The sequence below is a fragment of the Caulobacter sp. ALps2 genome, assembly GCF_058681635.1.
In genome coordinates this window covers 1,369,253-1,384,989 of record NZ_CM178743.1, presented here as the reverse complement: position 1 = coordinate 1,384,989, position 15,737 = coordinate 1,369,253, and the positions used below count along the sequence as shown (strand labels likewise).

The window sequence follows — 15,737 nt, the reverse complement described above, 5'->3', positions numbered from 1 at the left end:
GGATCGTGGGACCAATACGGCCCTTACTTTTGCAGGCTGGCCGCGTCGAGGTCCAGCTTGTCGGCGGGGATGACCATGGCGTTAGGCGTGGCCTTGGTCAGGTCCTCGCCCATCGCCTTGGCGTCGCCGGCCACGATCACGCTCATCTGGGCGGGGTCGAGATAGGCCTTGGCGAAGGCCTGGACATCGCCCGGCGTCACGGCCTCGACCTTGGCGGCGTAGCTCTGGATCTCGGTCAGCGGCACGCCGTAGACGGCCAGATTGCCCAGGATGTTGGCCAGGCCTTCGGAAGTGCCGAGATCACGGCCGAAGCCGCCGACCAGCACCGACTTGCGGGCCGCCAGTTCGCTGGCCGAGGCCGGCTCGGCGCCCAGGCGGGCCAGCTCGGCGCGGGTCAGGGTGACGACCTCGCCGGCCGACGGGTTCTTGGTCTGCACCCGGGCCGAGAAGCCGCCGAAGCGACCTTGCGGCGTCAGGCTGGAGCCGGCGCCGTACGACAAGCCGCGCTTGATGCGGATCTCCTGGTTCAGGCGCGAGGAATAACCCACGCCCAGCACCGTATTGGCGACGACGCCCTGGTAGTAGTTCGGGTCGGCGCGGGTGATGGCTGGCTTGGCCAGGGTCACGGCCGCCTGGCCGGCGCCCGGCAGGTCGATGACCAGGTTGCGGGGCTTGTAGCCGGTCGGGGCGGCGGGCGCGGCGGGGGCCGGGGCCGCCGGCTTCTTCCAGCCGCCGAACGCCTTCTCCGCCAAAGCAAAGCCGGCTTCCGGCGTCAGGTTGCCGGTCAGCACCAGCACCGCGTTGTCCGGACGCCAGTAGGCGGCGTGGGTCTGGGCGAGATCCGTGCGCTTGACCTTGGGCAGCGAGCCCGGCGTGCCGCCGGCCACGTGGCCATAGGCCGAGCCGGCATAGAGCAGCGGCGCGGTGGCGAAGGCCGCCAGGGTCGCCGGGCGCTGATACGACACCGACAGGCCGTCCAGGGTCTCGGTGCGGACCCGGTCCAGCTCCTCGGTCGAGAAGGCCGGGTGCTGGGCGACGTCGGCCATGATGGCCATGGCCGGGGCGGCGTTGTTGGCCGTGACGCTCAGGGTCAGGGAGGCGGCCTCCCAGCCCGAGCCGGCTTCCAGATTGGCGCCCAGGGCCTCGGTCTCGCGGGCGATCTGGGTGGCCGAGCGGCTGATGGTGCCTTCGGTCAGCAGTTCCGAGGTCAGGTTCGAGGTCCCGGCCAGGCCGGCGGGATCGGAGCTGGCCCCGCCCTTGACGGTCAGGTCGGCGGTGATCAGCGGCAGGTCGCTGGACTTGGCGACGATGACCCGCAGGCCGTTGGCCAGGGTCTTCTCGGCCGGAGTCGGCAGCACGGCGTCGACCGGCGCGGCGATGGCCGGGATCTTCTCGCGCTCGCCCTCGGGAGCCAGGGTGGTGATCGGGCCGTCGTACTTGACCGAGGCCACTTTGGGGATCGGCGGCGTGGCGTCCTTTTCGCCGGCCGGACGGTCCTTCTCCGGCAGGTAGCGGATCACCGTGCGGCGGTCGTCGGCCAGGTAAGTCTTGGCGACGCGCTGCAGGTCGGCGGCGGTGACGGCCTGCAGCTTGGCCAGGCTGGTGTTGGCCGCGGCGGCGTCGCCTTCGGTCTCGAGCGCGTAACCGATCGCGAAGCCGCGGCCGTCGATCTCCTCGCGGCGGCGGACAGCGTCGGCCAGCAGGCCAGCCTTGGCCTCGGCCAGTTCGGCGGGCGTGACCAGGCCGTCGCGCAGACGGGCGACCTGGGCGCGCAGCGAGGCCTCGCCCTGGGCCACGGTCTTGCCGCCGGCCATTACCGCGCCGACGTAGAACAGGCCCGGCTGGGCGTTGTTGGGGGCGCTGGAGAACACCGACTGGGCGATCTTCTGGTCGTAGACCAGGCTGTCATAGAGCCGCGAGGACTTGCCGGCCGACAGCACCGCGTCCAGTACGGTCAGGGCGGGAGCGTCCTTGTCGGCGGCGGCGGGCGCCAGCCAGGTGATGGCCAGGGCCGGCAGTGGCACGTTGGGACCGTAGGTGTTGACGGCGCGGGGACCCGCGCGGGCCGGCTCGACCACGGTGACCTTGGGGATCTCGCCCGCCGGCCTGGCGATCGGGGTGAAGTACTGGTCGATCATCGCGTCCAGCTTGGCCTGGTCGAAATTGCCGACGACGATCAGGGCCGCGTTGTCCGGACGGTAGTAGGCGCGGTGGAAAGCCCGCACGTCGTCCACGGTCGCCGCGTCCAGCTCCTCGATCGAGCCGATGCCCGGGCGCTGATAGGGGTGGGTTGTGAACGACTGCTGCGGGATCGAGAGGGCGAAGAAACGACCATAGGGGTCGGCCAGCACGCGCTGGCGCAGCTCTTCCTTCACGACGTCGCGTTCCGAGGCGAACACCGACTCGTCGATGACCAGCGATTTGAGGCGATCGGCCTCGGCCCAGATCAGGCGCTCCAGGTGGTTGGCCGGCGCGACCTCGTAGTAGTTGGTGAAATCGTCCCAGGTGGAGGCGTTGTTGAAGCCGCCGACATCCTCGGTCAGGCGGTCCAGCGTCTCGTTGGGCATGTTGCGCGTGGCCTTGAACATCAGGTGTTCGAACAGGTGCGCGAAGCCCGAGCGGCCGTGCGGGTCGTCCTTGGAGCCGACGCCGTACCAGACCTGCACCGAGACGTTCGGGGTCGTGGTGTCGCGCGAGGTGTAGACCTTCAGGCCGTTGGCCAATACGCGCTGCTGATAGACGATCGGCGGCACGGCGATCGCTGAGCTCGCCGCCGCCGCGGCGGACGTCGGTTTCGCCTTCGTCGCCGCCATGGCCAGCGGCGAAAGCGCCGTCGTCGAAAGGGCGGCGGCCACGAGGGCCAGCTTGGCGGTGCGGATCATGCGCGGAGGTCTCCTTGAGCGGTCGGGCGCGACCCTAGCACCGCCCGTTCGCCGGTAAACCTTACCGAGCTGTCATGTCGGAACCGAATGACGCCGTCCGTGTTACAATTGGTCGTCTCGCCCCCTCGCGTCGTAGGGTTCGCGCGTCCTAGGGGAAAGCTTGTCCGACATCTCGCTCCGCGATCGCCTGCGCGCGGCCACTTCCGAAGATCACGCGACGCTGGACGCAAACATTTCCGGCTGGCGGATCGAGACGCCCATTGGCTACGGCGCTTTTCTGACGGCCTCTTACGACGCCCTGGCGCCGCTGGAGCTGGCCCTGGAACAGGCGGGCGTCGCCCAGCGGCTTCCCGATTGGCCCCATCGGTCCCGCCGCGCGGCCCTGGCCGCCGACTTGGCCGAGCTGGGCCTGCGAACGCCGTCCTTCGAGGCCGCCGAGGTCCCGTCCCCTGACTTCGCCGCCGGTGTGCTCTACGTGCTGGAGGGCTCGCGCCTGGGCGCCAAGTTCCTGGCGCGCCGGGTCCGCGACGCCGGGGCCGGCCTCCCGCTCGCCTATCTGACGCACGGCGAGGGCCAGGATCTGTGGCGTTCGTTCCTGGCTTGGCTGGATGCGATACCCAAAGTCGGGTTGCGGACAGACGCGGCCGAGGCGGGCGGGCGATATGGCTTCCGGTGCTTCTCTGAGGCTTTCGAGAGACGCGCCCCTTCCGGAGCCCTGAATGTCCGAAATGGCGCCCATGTCCGGGTTTGAGGTCGACCTGACCAACTGCGACCGGGAGCCGATCCACATTCTCGGCTCGGTGCAGCCGTTCGGGTTCCTGCTGGCCGTCAATTCCGACTGGCTGGTCGTCCACGCCTCGACCACCACCCTACGTTATCTCGGCGCCGCGCCGGAAGACCTGCTGGGCAAGCCGCTGACCCAGGTGATGAGCGGCCACGCCATCCACAACATCCGTGGCCGCCTGCAGATCATGCGCGGCGCCGACGCGGTCGAGCGGATGTTCGGTCAGCCCCTGGTCGACGGCGGCGAGGACTTCGACCTCGCCCTGCACTATTCCGGCCGTCTCTTGATCATCGAGGGCGAGCCCAGCCAGGCCGACGCCCTGATCGAGGCCGCCTCGGCCGTGCGCTCGATGACCACGCGCATCGCCGCGCGCCCGACCTTCGAGGACTTCTGCCACGAGGCCGCCCGCCAGGTGCGCGCCCTGACCGAGTTCGACCGGGTGATGGTCTACCGCTTTGCCCACGACGGCGCGGGCGAGGTGATCGCCGAGTCGGTGCGGCCGGGCATCGGCTCGTTCCTGGGGCAGCGTTATCCAGCCCAGGACATTCCCGTTCAAGCGCGGGCCCTCTACGAGCGCAACTGGCTGCGGATCATCGCCGACGTCGACGCCGAGATCTCGCCGATCATCCCGCGGGTCAGCGTCTCGGGCGAGCCCGTCGACCTGTCGATGAGCATGCTGCGGGCCGTCTCGCCCATCCACATCGAATATCTGCGCAACATGGGCGTGGCCGCCTCGCTGTCGATCTCGATCCTGCGCGACGGCAAGCTGTGGGGCCTGTTCGCGTGCCACCACTACGCGCCCAAGCACATCAGCTACGAGCGCCGCACGGCCGCCGAGCTGTTCGGCCAGCTGTTCTCCCTGACCCTGGAGAGCCGCGAGCGCGAGATCGAGACCCGGCGCATGGCCGAGGCCCGCAATCTGCACGACCGCATGATGAACGCGGTGGTCAAGGCCAATCAGGGCGCCGACAGTCTTAGCCCCCATCTCGACGACCTGTGCCGCCTGGTGCACTGCGACGGCCTGGCCGTGTGGCTGGAGGGGCGGCTGACCCTCCGTGACGCCACGCCCGACGCCAGCGACGTCCACACGTTGATCCGGTTGTTGCGCGACAAGGACACCCATTCGGTCTTCGCCACCAACGAGATCGCGACCCTGTTGCCCTCCGCGGCCGCGTGGGCGGGCAAGGCGGCCGGCATGATGGCCGTGCCGCTGTCGCGGGCGCCGCGTGACTACCTGATCTTCTTCCGCAAGGAGGAGGCCCAGACAGTGGTGTGGGCGGGCAAACCCACCAAGCTGGTTCAGGTCGGGCCGATGGGCGACCGTCTGACGCCGCGCAAGAGTTTCGAGGCCTGGGAAGAGACCGTGCGCGGCCAGAGCCGCCCCTGGACCACCGTGGAGCGCTCGCTGGCCGAGAGCATGCGCGCCAGTCTGCTGGAGATCGTCTTCCGCCTGACCGACCTGGCCGACGAGGAGCGCCAGCGCGCCAACCAGCGCCAGGAACTGCTGATCGCCGAGCTGAACCACCGGGTGCGCAACATTCTCGGCCTGATCCGCGGCCTGATCACCCAAAGCCGCGCCGGTGTCGCCAGCGTCGAGGAATTCGCCGAGGTGGTCGGCGGCCGCGTCCAGGCGCTGGCGCGCGCCCACGACCAGATCACCCGCCACCAGTGGGGCCCTGGCGCCCTCTCCGACCTGATCACCGCCGAGGCCGAGGCCTATCTGTCGGGCCCCAATTTCTCGGGCAAGGCCGAGCGCGTGAAGCTGAACGGCGCGCCGACGGCCTTGGCCCCGGAAGCCTTCTCGATCCTGTCGCTGGTCATCCACGAACTGATGACCAACTCGGCCAAGTACGGCGCCCTGTGCGACCAGCGCGGCCAGGTGACGATCGACTGGGCCCGCGACGCCAGGGGTGACCTGATCATCGACTGGCGCGAGAAGGACGGCCCGCTGGTTGTCCCGCCCACCCGCCGGGGCTTTGGCTCGACCATCATCGAGCACTCGATCCCGCACGACCTGACGGCGAGGTGACGCTGGACTATCGGCCGGAAGGCTTCCAGGCCCGCATCCGCATCCCGGGCCGCTACGTGTCCACCGATGGCGTCACCGCGACCGTGAACCCGCCGCGCCGCGCCGACACCCCCGTGCGCGCGCCCGAGCGCATGCTGGTGGTGGAAGACAACATGATCATCGCCCTCGACCTCGAGGACATGTTGAGCCGCCTGGGCGTCAAGCACATCACGGTGGCTTCCAGCGTCACCCAGGCGTTCGAAGCCCTGGCCGAGGAAAAGCCGCCGTTCGCGATCTTGGACGTCAATCTGGGCCAGGAGACCAGCTTCCCGGTGGCCGAGGCCCTGCAGGAGGCCGGCGTGCCGTTCGCCTTCGGCACCGGCTTCGGCGACAGCGCCGCCTTCCCGGACCGCTTCAAGGAAACCCCGGTGCTGCAGAAGCCGTATAGCGCCGAGAGCGTGGCGGCGCTGTTCTAGGGGCTTAAGCGCCCGACGTAGCCGAAGATCACCCCGATCCACGGATGGGCCACGAGCACGCGGAAACGATAGACGCCGTCGCGGGCGAAGGTGCGCGCCCGCACACGGGGCGCCCAGGCGGCGGGCAGGGCCAGCGGTCCGATCCGCCAGCCCTCGAACATCCACGAAAAGCCGCCCGCATAGTCGGCGGCGTGGAAGCGGAAGGTCAGCGGACCGGCCGTCTCTTCGAAGGCGTAAGCGTCCTCGCGAACGGGGACGATGCGTGAACGGAATCGGCGGGACGCGAACCGGCGGGTCCATGTCTCGCCCAGGTCGTCGGGCGCGATGCTGACGGCGGTCTCGTGCCGGCCGCGCTCGGGGAGACCTTGCAGCATCCGGACCAGACGAGCGAGGCCGCCGGCGCCGCGTCCGCGCGCCCAGCCCGTCAGGGTTCTCGCCGAGCCATCGTGGGTTTGTTGGACGATCTCGGGCATGGCCAAGAGGCGCGGTCCCAGGGCGCGGGCGAAGACGCCCTTGGCGCGCGGCGAGGCCGTGTCGATACGGGTGCGGATCGGGAAGGGCGCCAGTGGGGCCAGCAGGGCCTCCAGCGGCAACAGGCCGACACAGGGCGTAGCGCGCGGCGGACCGGGCAAGCGATCGTCCAGCAGGGCGCGCAGGATCGCGGCGGCGGGTGAGGCCGGCGTATTCGGGCCCGCGCCGGGTTCGGCCCACAGACCCCAGCGGGCGCGGATCGCCTGTCGCTCGGCGTCCTTGCCGACAGCCTCGACGACCATGCCGCCGCGGTCTGTTCCGAGGCCGGCCAGCAGGTCGGCGAGGACGCCAAGGGGCTTCGCGAAGGGCGAGAGATCCGGATCAGCCCCTTGCGCCGCGCCCAGCCCAGCAGCGCCAGGCCGTGGTGGGCGGCCGGCAGCTCCAACCCCGCCTCGAAACGCCCGACATGACGCGGCCTGTAGCGGCGCGGCAGTAAATCGAGGTCTGGCGTCTCGGCCAGGGCGACCCAGCGCCGACCCAGGCCCGGGAAGAGTTCCTTTCGCGAACCACTCCAGCCTGGTCGCCTGGTCCAGGCTCCGCTCTCGAACAGTCGCACCGGGCGACCTGTCCACGAGAAGATCGCCGCGATCACCGAGGGGCCGCGCGGGGCGTCGGCGCCGGGCGAGATGGCGGTGGTGACGGCGTCGATGCGGCTCCAGCCGGCCGTCAACCGGTCCAGCGCCGCCGTGCTCAGGGCCGGGGTCGAGCTGGCGCCGGTGATCGCCCAGCGGTTCGCGGTGGTGGCCGCTTCGGTTATCTCCGCGGGGAACCGCTCGACGAAGGCGCGGCCGTCGGCGAGGTCGACATAGTGGGCGCCGGCCGCCAGGGCCGCCTTGGCCAGGCGCGGGTCGCTGGTCTGGAACGGTCCGGCGGCATCGACCACGGCGAAGGCGTCGAGGCCCTCGGGTGCATCGCGGTCGAAGGTCATGATCTCGATCGTCGCCGGGCCATCCAGCCGATCGCGCAAGGCTTCCAGCGGTTCGCGCCGGCGGGCGGCCAGCACCAGCACGACATCCGGCCAGCGGGCGATCATGGCGGCCAGCCGCGCGCCGAAGACCCCGCTGGCGCCGACCAGGACGATGCGCCGGGAGGTCATTCGAGGATGAACCGCGCTCGCTGCGCCGGCGTCGGGACCATGCAGCGGTCCTTCTTGCCCATCAGCCGGTAGCGGTTCCGCGCCACCCAGTCATAGGCCGTGTCGGCCGGGCCGCGCGGCAGGCGGTCTACGAAGGCCAGCCAGCGCCAGGGGGCGTCCAGGCGGCGCAGCAGGGCTCCGATGGCGGCGGTCTTGGCCAGGGCCCGGCCGTGGTCGAAGAACAGGAAGCTCTCGGGCGTCTCGGGATCGACGCCATGCGCCAGGGCGAGCTCGCGGCCATAGGGCGACTGAATGGGCGTGAAGCGGATCACGCCCTCGCGGTCCAGCCGCAGCACCGCCTGCACCGAGCCCGTGCAGAAATTGCAGACGCCGTCGAACAGCCACAGGCCGTCTGGATCCTCTTCGCTCATCCGCCCTCGCATTCCCGACGCAACGCACGCAGCGACTGTGGCACGTCGCGACGCATCAGACCGCTGATCACGCGGGCCGGGACGGCGAACGGCGCGCTGGCCCACATGTCGTAGGTGACGCGCGTGCGGGCGCCGCCGGCCAGCGGCTCCAGCCGCCACGACCCGTCGCAGGCCCGGATGTCGCCGCCGATGCAGGTGAAGCGGATCAGCCGGTCGGGCTCCAGCGTGACGCGCGAGGTGGAATGCATCGTCGGCGAGAAGAAGCCCCACTTGACCGTGTGCTCGCGGATCTCGGTCCCGTCCGGGGCGCGCGAAATGACACGGCAACTCTTGACGCCAGGGCTCATGCGCGCGGCGCGGTCGCAGTCCAGGATGACGCGGAAGACGACGGCGGGCGGCGCGTCGATGTCGACACTGGCCCGGACCATGCCGCGCCCGTGGTTGTCGGCGCGCGCCTCGACCACGATGCCGTCGCCTTTCGTGTCCCACTCGGCATCGGCCCGAGCGGGACCCGCCAAGGCGATCAGGAGCACGAAGGGAACAAGCCGGCGCATCACACTCAAGCTAACGCAGCCGGCTTGCCCTTGGTTACTGCCCAAAGCCGCATTTTCGCGGCTTCGGTCTTTTTGGAAGAAGAGGAGCGTGACGAAGTCACGCTCCGGCGCGATTTTTCACGAGATCGTCGACCACCGAGGGATCGGCCAGGGTCGAGGTGTCGCCCAGGCTGCCCAGTTCGTTCTCGGCGATCTTGCGCAGGATGCGGCGCATGATCTTGCCCGAACGGGTCTTGGGCAGGCCGGGCGCCCATTGCAGGACGTCCGGCGCGGCGAACGGGCCGATCTCGTGGCGGACCCACAGGATCAGGTCCTTGCGGAGCTGCTCCGTCGCTTCGACCCCCGCTTTCAATGTCACGTAAGCGTAGACGCCCTGGCCCTTGATGTCGTGCGGATAGCCGACCACGGCCGCCTCGGCGACGGTCTCGTGGGCGACCAGGGCGCTCTCGATCTCGGCCGTGCCCAGACGGTGGCCCGAGACGTTGATCACGTCATCGACCCGGCCGGTGATCCAGTAATAGCCGTCGGCGTCGCGGCGGCAGCCGTCGCCGGTGAAATACTTGCCGGGATAGGTCGAGAAATAGGTCTCGAAGAACCGCCCGTGGTCGCCATGGACCGTGCGCATCTGACCCGGCCAGCTGTCGGTGATGACGAGGTTGCCCTCGGTCGCGCCGTCCAGGACCTTGCCTTCGGCGTCCACGAGCTGCGGCTTGACGCCCGGCAGCGGCTTGGAGGCCGAGCCCGGCTTCAGGTCGGTGGCTCCCGGCAGCGGCGTGATCAGCATGCCGCCGGTCTCGGTCTGCCACCAGGTGTCGACGATCGGCAGGCGTTCCTTGCCGACCACGCGGTGGTACCAGAGCCAGGCTTCCGGATTGATCGGCTCGCCGACGCTGCCCAGCACGCGCAGGGACGACAGGTCGTTCTTGGTCACGTGCTCGTCGCCCTCCCGCATCAGGGCGCGCAGGGCCGTCGGGGCGGTGTAGAAGATCTCGACCTTGTGCTTGTCGATGACCTCCCAGAAGCGACTGGGGGTCGGATAGTTGGGCACGCCTTCGAAGATCAGGCTGGTCCCGCCATTGGCCAGCGGGCCGTAGACGACATAGCTGTGGCCAGTGACCCAGCCGACGTCGGCCGTGCACCAGAAGACCTCGCCCGCGCGATAGTCGAACACCGCCCAGAAGGTCCAGGACGCCCAGGCCAGGTAGCCGCCGGTGGTGTGCAGCACGCCCTTGGGCTTCCCCGTCGAACCGGAGGTGTAGAGGATGAACAGCGGGTCCTCGGCGTTCATCGGCTCGGGTTCGCAGATGGGCGAAGCAGCGTCGCGGACGTTTTCCCAGACCACGTCGCGGCCTTCGACGATCGGGACCTCGGCGCCGGTCCAGCCGATCAGCAGCACCTTCTCGACCTCGGGGCACTGCAGCAGCGCCTCGTCGACATTGGCCTTCAGCGGCACGCGCTTGCCACCGCGACGGCCCTGGTCGGCGGTGATGACGATGCGGGATTCGCAGTCCTGGATGCGGCCGGCGATGCTGTCGGGCGAGAAGCCGCCGAACACCACCGAGTGCACCGCGCCGATGCGGGCGCAGGCCAGCATGGCGGCGGCGGCCAGCGGAACCATCGGCAGGTAGATCGTGACCCGGTCGCCCTTCTTGACGCCCAGGTCCTTGAGGACGTTGGCCATGCGGCAAACCTCCTCGTGCAACTGGCCGTAGGTCAGGGTGTTGGAATGGCCGGGCTCGTCGCCCTCGAAGATCAGGGCGACGTCGTCTTTCTTGGCCGGCAGGTGGCGGTCCAGGCAGTTGGCCGAGACGTTGAGGACGCCGTCCTCGTACCAGCGGATGCGGAAGTCGTCCTTGGCGTAGGAGACGTCCTTGATCTTGGTGGGCGGCGTGATCCAGTCCAGCCGGGCGGCGATGTCGCGCCAGTAGCCTTCGGGATCGGCCTCGACGCGCGCCACGGCGGCCTCATAGGCGGCGGCGTCGATATGCGCGCTCTCCGCCAAGGCTTGGGGAACCGGGAAAACCTGTCCGTCGCTCACGCCGTCTACTCCCTTGTCTCGTTGCGGCGGAGTTATCCCCGGTGACGATGGCGGTGCAAGCGGACCAATGCGGTTTCTTGCGTCATCGCCATGCCAGGTCCAGATGAAGGGCATAGTCTAGGAGTTTCCCGATGCTGCTTGCCCTGTCGACCTGGTCCGAGATCGAGACCCGCCTGAAGACCAGCCAGACCGTGGTCGTGCCGATCGGCTCGAACGAGCAGCATGGCCCGACGGGTCTCCTGGGCACCGATTGGCTGTGTCCGGAGATCATCGCCCACGAGGCCAGCAAGCGGGCCGGCGACAGGATCCTGGTGGCCCCGACCTTCAACATCGGCATGGCCCAGCATCACCTGGCCTTCCCCGGCACCATCTTCCTGCGGCCCTCGACCTTCATCGCCGCGATCGGCGACTGGGTGCGGTCGCTGGGCGCCCACGGCTTCACGAAGATCTATTTTCTGAACGGCCACGGCGGCAACGTCGCCTCGATCGAGGCGGCCTTCTCGGAGATCTACGCCGACTACAGCTTCCGCCAGGCCCGCGCGCCGTTCGCCCTGAAGCTGAAGAACTGGTGGGACCTGGCCGGCGTCAACGCCCTGGCCAACCGCCAATTCCCGACCGGCCACGGCAGCCACGCCACCCCCTCCGAGATCGCCGTGACCCAGTGGGCCTATCCCGAGACCATCAAGACCACGGCCTATGAGCCCCGGATCGCCCCCACGGGGCCGATCCGCGAGGCCCTGGATTTCCGCGCCCGCTACGCCGATGGCCGCATGGGCTCGGACCCGGCCCAGGCCACGCCCGAGAAAGGCGGCGAACTGGTCGACATGGCCGCTAACGCGCTGCTCGAGGACATCGCCGCGTTCGGGGCGGAGAAGGCTCCGGCCTAGGCTTCCACCACCCGCCGCGCGATCACGGGGTGGCCGTGGCGCGCGGCCATGATCTCGCCAATCACCGCGACGGCGACCTCGAACGGCGCCTTGCCGCCCAGATCAAGGCCGATCGGGGCGCGCAGCTTGGCGAGGTCTCGATCGGAGAGCCCGGCCGCCTTCAGCTGAACGATCCGCTCGGGCAGGCGGCGTCGCGCGCCCAGCAGGCCGACATAGGGGGCGGGCGAAGGCAGGGCGGCCAGCAGGGCCTCGTGGTCCAGCGCCATGTCGTGACCGCAGACGGCGACGGCGGTCCAGCGGTCCACGCCGATCGCCGCCAGGGCCTCGCCGGCGGCCTCGCGGCGATAGGCGACGTCGGCCAGGGGCGGCGGGGTCTCCGGACCCTTCGGCCTGACCAGATGCGTCTCGAAACCCGACTGCGCGCCAAGACTGGCCACCGCCAGGGCCGTGGGGTCGCCGCCCAGCACGATCAGGCGCGAGGCCGGGTCGTAGGCGCGCTCGAAGGCGCCGGGCCACGGGACCTGAGGTTCCTCGACGCACAGGCGCTTCAAGCCATCGGTGACCCAGAAGGCCGGAGCCCGGGCGGCGGCAAGGTCCAGAAGGGTCCGCGCCGCCGGATCGTCGGGCGCGATCTTCTCGACCAGGATCTCGATGCGCGCGCCGCACAGCAGGCGAATGTCGGGCCAGGGGCTGCCTTCGCCGTAGACCAGGCGGCGCGGCTGGCCATCGGCGAGGCAGGCCCTGGCGTGCACCTCGACGTCGGCCTCGATGCAACCTCCGGAGAGGAAGCCCGAAACAATTTTTTCGCCGAACACCATCTGGGCGTCGACCGGACGTGGTCCGCCGCCGCCCAGGGCGATGATGGTGGCGAGGGCCGCGGGACCCCTGGAAAGCGCCGCGGCCAAGGCCGGGCGGGCGTCGTCGGCCATGCCGTGCATGGGCCATGTGTCGTCAAAGCGATCGTCGGTCATCATGGCGATGTTAACGCCTCGGCAAGTTTCCAGAAACCGGATGTTCAAACCTTGGCGCGTACCGTTCGCATCTGTTGGTGTTTTCGCGCACGGATGGCGATGTCCATTTCGGTCACAAAACTCGGTCTGGCGGCTGCTCAGTTTGGCCTCGACGGCGGAAGCTCGTCGGCGCCGCGCGGCCGTTCGCCTGAAGCCGAGACGCGCGACATTCTCAATATCGCCGCCCGCGCCCGCCTGTCGGTGCTGGACGCCTCCGGGCTGTTCGGTCGCGCCGAGACCCTGCTGGGCGACCTCATTCCGCGTCCGGCCCCCTTCCGCATCACGCTGGCCACCGCCCGCGCCGATCGTGGCCCCGACTATGTCGAGGCCGAGGCCCGCGCCACGCTGCGCCGCATCGGCGTCGAGCGCGCCGATTCGATCATCGTTCATTCGCCCTCGGAGCTGTTCGGCGCGCACGGCGCGGCCCTATGGGACCGCCTGCACCGCCTGAAGGACCAGGGCCTGTTCGCCAAGATCGGCGTCGCGGCTCACGCCACCGACGATCCGGTCGGCGTCGCCAGGCGCTTCAAGCCCGATATCCTGCAAGCCCCGGCCTCGCTGCTCGACCAGCGCCTGCTGGCCGATGGCTCGCTGCAGCGCATCGCCGGCATGGGCGTCGAGGTGCATCTGCGCTCGATCTTCCTGAACGGCCTGCTGTTCCTGCCGCCCGACCGCGTCCCGGCCCAGTTGAAGGGCGCCTCGGGCCGCCTGTCGCGCGTGCGCCGCATGATCGCCGAGGGCCGCTCGGATCCGCTCCAGGCCGCCCTGGGCTTCGCCCTGTCGCGTCCGGAAGGCTCGGCCGTGCTGGTCGGCGTCAACTCGGCCGCCGAGCTGTCGGCCGTGGTCGCCGCCGCTTCGAGCCCGCCGCCGGACCTCGACTGGGACGAGATGGCCATCGACGATCCGGTCGCGCTCGACCCGCGACGTTGGGTCGCCTGATCCACGCCTAGAATCACCAGCGACACTGTGACGGTCCGCGGGCCGCGCGCTTCCTCGCGCGCCGATTAAGCTTGTCGATTAAGGTCCTGTAAGTTTTTGATTCACTTGAGTTTTATGAGTCTTGTCTAGCTTTATCCCCAACGAAGGGAAATGCGTCATGATCCTCGCTGTCCTGCAGGCCCGCATGGGTTCGTCCCGGTTGCCAGGCAAGTCGATGGCCACCCTCCAGGGCCAGCCGATGATCGTGCGCCAGCTGGAGCGCCTGCGCGGCGCGCGCTGCCTTTCCAAGATCATCGTCGCGACCAGCACCGACACGGCCGATGACGCCCTGGCTGGTTTCCTGGTCTCGCGCGGCCACACCGTCCATCGCGGGGCTGGCGCGGACATTCTGGCGCGCATCGCCCGCTGCGCCGAGGCGATCAGCTCGGTCAGCCATGTGGTCCGCCTGAAGGGCGACGCGCCGTTCATGGATCCGGGCATTGTCGACGACGCCGTCCGCATGGCCCTGGCCAGCGGCGCCGACTACACGTCCAACCGCGTGCATCGCACGTTCCCGGTCGGCCTCGAGGTCGAGGTGATCAAGGCGAACGTCCTGCGCGACGCCGCCGCCGAGGAGCGCGATCCCACGGCCCGCATCTCGCCGACCGCCGCCATTCGCGCTCAGCCGCAACGCTGGAGCCAGGCCCACCTGAAGGCCGCCCGCGACTGGTCGAAGCTGGATTGGCGGGTCAAGACCGCCGCCGACCTCGCCTTCGCCCGTTCGGTCTATGACGCCCTGCACGCGGGTGATCCGGGCTTCCGCATGGGCGACGTGCTGGATCTGGTCGAAAGCCGCCAGGACATCGCGCGCTTCGCGGCCTAGAGGCCCTCCAGAATACAAGAAGGGCGCCGTGCGGTTCCGCGCGGCGCCCTTCTGCTGTCTAGACTACTTCCAGGCCCCGTAGGGATCCACCGATGTCTTGCCCAGCGCCTCGGCCACGGCCGGGTGGGTCAGTTCGCCGTTCAGGACATTGAGGCCGCGCGCCAGGTGGACGTTGGTCTTCAGCGCGTCCAGGCCCTTGTCGGCCAACGCCAGGCCGAACGGCAGGGTGGCGTTGCCCAGGGCTTCCGACGAAGTGCGCGGGGCCGCGCCGGGCATGTTGGCCACGCAATAGTGGACGACGCCGTCGACCGTGTAGGTCGGTTCGGCGTGGGTGGTCGGCTTGCTGGTCTCGAAGCAGCCGCCCTGGTCGATCGAGACGTCCACCAGCACCGAACCCGGCTTCATCTGCTTCAGGTGTTCGCGCCGGACCAGCTTGGGGGCGGCCGCGCCGGCGGTCAGCACCGCGCCGATGATCACGTCGGCCTTGAGGATCTCCTCCTCGACGGCGGCGAAGGTCGAATAGCGGGTCAGGATCCGGCCTTGGTACAGGTCGTCCAGCTCGCGCATGCGCGGGATCGAGCGCTCCAGCACCACGACCTCGGCGCCCAGGCCGGCGGCCATGCGGGCGGCGTTGGAGCCGACCACGCCGCCGCCCAGCACGACCACGCGGGCCGGGGGCACGCCGGGCACGCCACAGAGCAGCAGGCCCATGCCGCCATTGTGCTTGAGCAGGGTCTCGGCCGCCGAGAACACGGCGATCCGGCCGGCCACTTCCGACATCGGGGCCAGCAGCGGCAGGCCGCCGCGCGCGTCGGTGACGGTCTCGTAGGCGATGGCGGCGGCGCCACTCTTCAGCAGGCCTTCGGTCTGGGCGGGATCGGGCGCCAGGTGCAGGTAGGTGAAGAGGATGTGGCGCGGTTCGAGCTTCTCCCACTCGACCTTCTGCGGCTCCTTGACCTTCACGATCATGTCCGCGCCGGCGAAGACCGCGGCGGCGTCGGGGGCGATGGTCGCGCCCGCCTTGACGTAGACGTCGTCGGCATAGCCGGCGCCGAGGCCGGCCCCCGACTGGACGAGGACGGTGTGGCCGTGACCGACATATTCACGGACGGCCGTGGGGGTGAGACCGACTCGGTGTTCGCCCGGTTTGATCTCGGAAGGGACGCCAACGCGCATGATGCTTCCTCCAAAAGCGCTTTGACCGGGACTGTGCGCTCAAGATAGCGCAGTTTCCCTGGTGATTTCGTGTCCACAGGCCGC

Annotated in this window: 13 protein-coding genes and 1 pseudogene; 6 read left to right on the top strand and 8 right to left on the bottom strand. The window is 69.7% G+C overall.

What is annotated here, in order from left to right:
• Positions 1-23: 23 nt before the first annotated feature.
• Complete coding sequence (locus ACW173_RS06470; RefSeq protein WP_492084038.1) at positions 24-2,882, bottom strand: M16 family metallopeptidase; 2,859 nt, start codon at positions 2,880-2,882, stop codon at positions 24-26.
• Positions 2,883-3,042: 160 nt separating this feature from the next.
• On the opposite strand from ACW173_RS06470, the gene ACW173_RS06465 reads away from it, so the two are divergent.
• From ACW173_RS06465 to ACW173_RS06455, 3 genes are read left to right on the top strand one after another with little or no spacing between them, the layout of a single operon-like run.
• Positions 3,043-3,633 (top strand): biliverdin-producing heme oxygenase, encoded by a 591-nt coding sequence (locus tag ACW173_RS06465; protein ID WP_492084037.1) that lies wholly within the window; start codon positions 3,043-3,045, stop codon positions 3,631-3,633.
• Positions 3,620-5,695 carry an HWE histidine kinase domain-containing protein gene (locus ACW173_RS06460; protein ID WP_492084036.1) on the top strand — a complete coding sequence of 692 codons (2,076 nt, stop codon included), beginning with the start codon at positions 3,620-3,622 and terminating at the stop codon, positions 5,693-5,695. The genes ACW173_RS06465 and ACW173_RS06460 overlap by 14 nt, the downstream gene beginning before the upstream one ends.
• The gene (locus tag ACW173_RS06455; RefSeq protein ID WP_492084035.1) at positions 5,692-6,150 is read left to right on the top strand and encodes a response regulator; all 459 of its coding nucleotides are present in this window, start codon (positions 5,692-5,694) and stop codon (positions 6,148-6,150) included. Before ACW173_RS06460 ends, ACW173_RS06455 begins: the two co-directional genes overlap by 4 nt.
• On the opposite strand, the gene ACW173_RS06450 is transcribed toward ACW173_RS06455, so the two are convergent.
• The 5 genes from ACW173_RS06450 to acs all read right to left on the bottom strand — a co-directional run bounded on the left by ACW173_RS06450 (position 6,147) and on the right by acs (position 10,779).
• The gene (locus tag ACW173_RS06450; protein ID WP_492084034.1) at positions 6,147-6,623 is read right to left on the bottom strand and encodes a DUF4166 domain-containing protein; all 477 of its coding nucleotides are present in this window, start codon (positions 6,621-6,623) and stop codon (positions 6,147-6,149) included. The genes ACW173_RS06455 and ACW173_RS06450 overlap by 4 nt on opposite strands.
• Positions 6,575-7,777, bottom strand: a complete 1,203-nt coding sequence (locus tag ACW173_RS06445) for a saccharopine dehydrogenase NADP-binding domain-containing protein (RefSeq protein ID WP_492084033.1) — start codon at positions 7,775-7,777, stop codon at positions 6,575-6,577. The genes ACW173_RS06450 and ACW173_RS06445 overlap by 49 nt, the downstream gene beginning before the upstream one ends.
• Positions 7,774-8,187, bottom strand: a complete 414-nt coding sequence (locus ACW173_RS06440; protein WP_492084032.1) for a thiol-disulfide oxidoreductase DCC family protein — start codon at positions 8,185-8,187, stop codon at positions 7,774-7,776. Before ACW173_RS06440 ends, ACW173_RS06445 begins: the two co-directional genes overlap by 4 nt.
• A complete protein-coding gene (locus ACW173_RS06435; RefSeq protein ID WP_492084031.1) occupies positions 8,184-8,741 on the bottom strand; it encodes an SRPBCC family protein in 558 nt (185 codons plus the stop codon). The genes ACW173_RS06440 and ACW173_RS06435 overlap by 4 nt, the downstream gene beginning before the upstream one ends.
• 97 nt (positions 8,742-8,838) lie before the next feature.
• Positions 8,839-10,779 (bottom strand): acetate--CoA ligase, encoded by a 1,941-nt coding sequence (gene acs, locus ACW173_RS06430; protein WP_492084030.1) that lies wholly within the window; start codon positions 10,777-10,779, stop codon positions 8,839-8,841.
• Positions 10,780-10,910: 131 nt separating this feature from the next.
• On the opposite strand from acs, the gene ACW173_RS06425 reads away from it, so the two are divergent.
• Positions 10,911-11,666 (top strand): creatininase family protein, encoded by a 756-nt coding sequence (locus ACW173_RS06425; RefSeq protein WP_492084029.1) that lies wholly within the window; start codon positions 10,911-10,913, stop codon positions 11,664-11,666.
• Here ACW173_RS06425 and ACW173_RS06420 read toward each other — a convergent pair.
• Positions 11,663-12,744: pseudogene (locus tag ACW173_RS06420) on the bottom strand (XdhC family protein). The gene ACW173_RS06425 and the pseudogene ACW173_RS06420 sit on opposite strands and share 4 nt — an antisense overlap.
• Between ACW173_RS06420 and ACW173_RS06415 the strand changes: the two are divergent.
• Positions 12,737-13,615 carry a bifunctional regulator KidO gene (locus ACW173_RS06415; protein WP_492084028.1) on the top strand — a complete coding sequence of 293 codons (879 nt, stop codon included), beginning with the start codon at positions 12,737-12,739 and terminating at the stop codon, positions 13,613-13,615. The pseudogene ACW173_RS06420 and the gene ACW173_RS06415 sit on opposite strands and share 8 nt — an antisense overlap.
• Positions 13,616-13,772: 157 nt before the next feature.
• Complete coding sequence (locus tag ACW173_RS06410) at positions 13,773-14,477, top strand: glycosyltransferase family protein (RefSeq protein WP_492084027.1); 705 nt, start codon at positions 13,773-13,775, stop codon at positions 14,475-14,477.
• A 63-nt stretch (positions 14,478-14,540) separates the two neighbouring features.
• On the opposite strand, the gene ald is transcribed toward ACW173_RS06410, so the two are convergent.
• On the bottom strand, positions 14,541-15,653 hold the full coding sequence (ald, locus tag ACW173_RS06405; RefSeq protein WP_492084026.1) for an alanine dehydrogenase: 1,113 nt from the start codon (positions 15,651-15,653) through the stop codon (positions 14,541-14,543).
• Positions 15,654-15,737: the final 84 nt, after the last annotated feature.

What these genes read in the sequence shown, in the direction of transcription:
- ACW173_RS06470 (WP_492084038.1), bottom strand. Translation starts at nt 2,882, where the DNA reads ATGATCCGCACCGCCAAGCTGGCCCTCGTGGCCGCCGCCCTTTCGACG.
- ACW173_RS06460 (WP_492084036.1), top strand. Translation starts at nt 3,620, where the DNA reads ATGTCCGGGTTTGAGGTCGACCTGACCAACTGCGACCGGGAGCCGATC.
- ACW173_RS06450 (WP_492084034.1), bottom strand. Translation starts at nt 6,623, where the DNA reads ATGCCCGAGATCGTCCAACAAACCCACGATGGCTCGGCGAGAACCCTG.
- ACW173_RS06445 (WP_492084033.1), bottom strand. Translation starts at nt 7,777, where the DNA reads ATGACCTCCCGGCGCATCGTCCTGGTCGGCGCCAGCGGGGTCTTCGGC.
- ACW173_RS06440 (WP_492084032.1), bottom strand. Translation starts at nt 8,187, where the DNA reads ATGAGCGAAGAGGATCCAGACGGCCTGTGGCTGTTCGACGGCGTCTGC.
- ACW173_RS06435 (WP_492084031.1), bottom strand. Translation starts at nt 8,741, where the DNA reads ATGCGCCGGCTTGTTCCCTTCGTGCTCCTGATCGCCTTGGCGGGTCCC.
- ACW173_RS06425 (WP_492084029.1), top strand. Translation starts at nt 10,911, where the DNA reads ATGCTGCTTGCCCTGTCGACCTGGTCCGAGATCGAGACCCGCCTGAAG.
- ACW173_RS06415 (WP_492084028.1), top strand. Translation starts at nt 12,737, where the DNA reads ATGTCCATTTCGGTCACAAAACTCGGTCTGGCGGCTGCTCAGTTTGGC.
- ACW173_RS06410 (WP_492084027.1), top strand. Translation starts at nt 13,773, where the DNA reads ATGATCCTCGCTGTCCTGCAGGCCCGCATGGGTTCGTCCCGGTTGCCA.
- ald (WP_492084026.1), bottom strand. Translation starts at nt 15,653, where the DNA reads ATGCGCGTTGGCGTCCCTTCCGAGATCAAACCGGGCGAACACCGAGTC.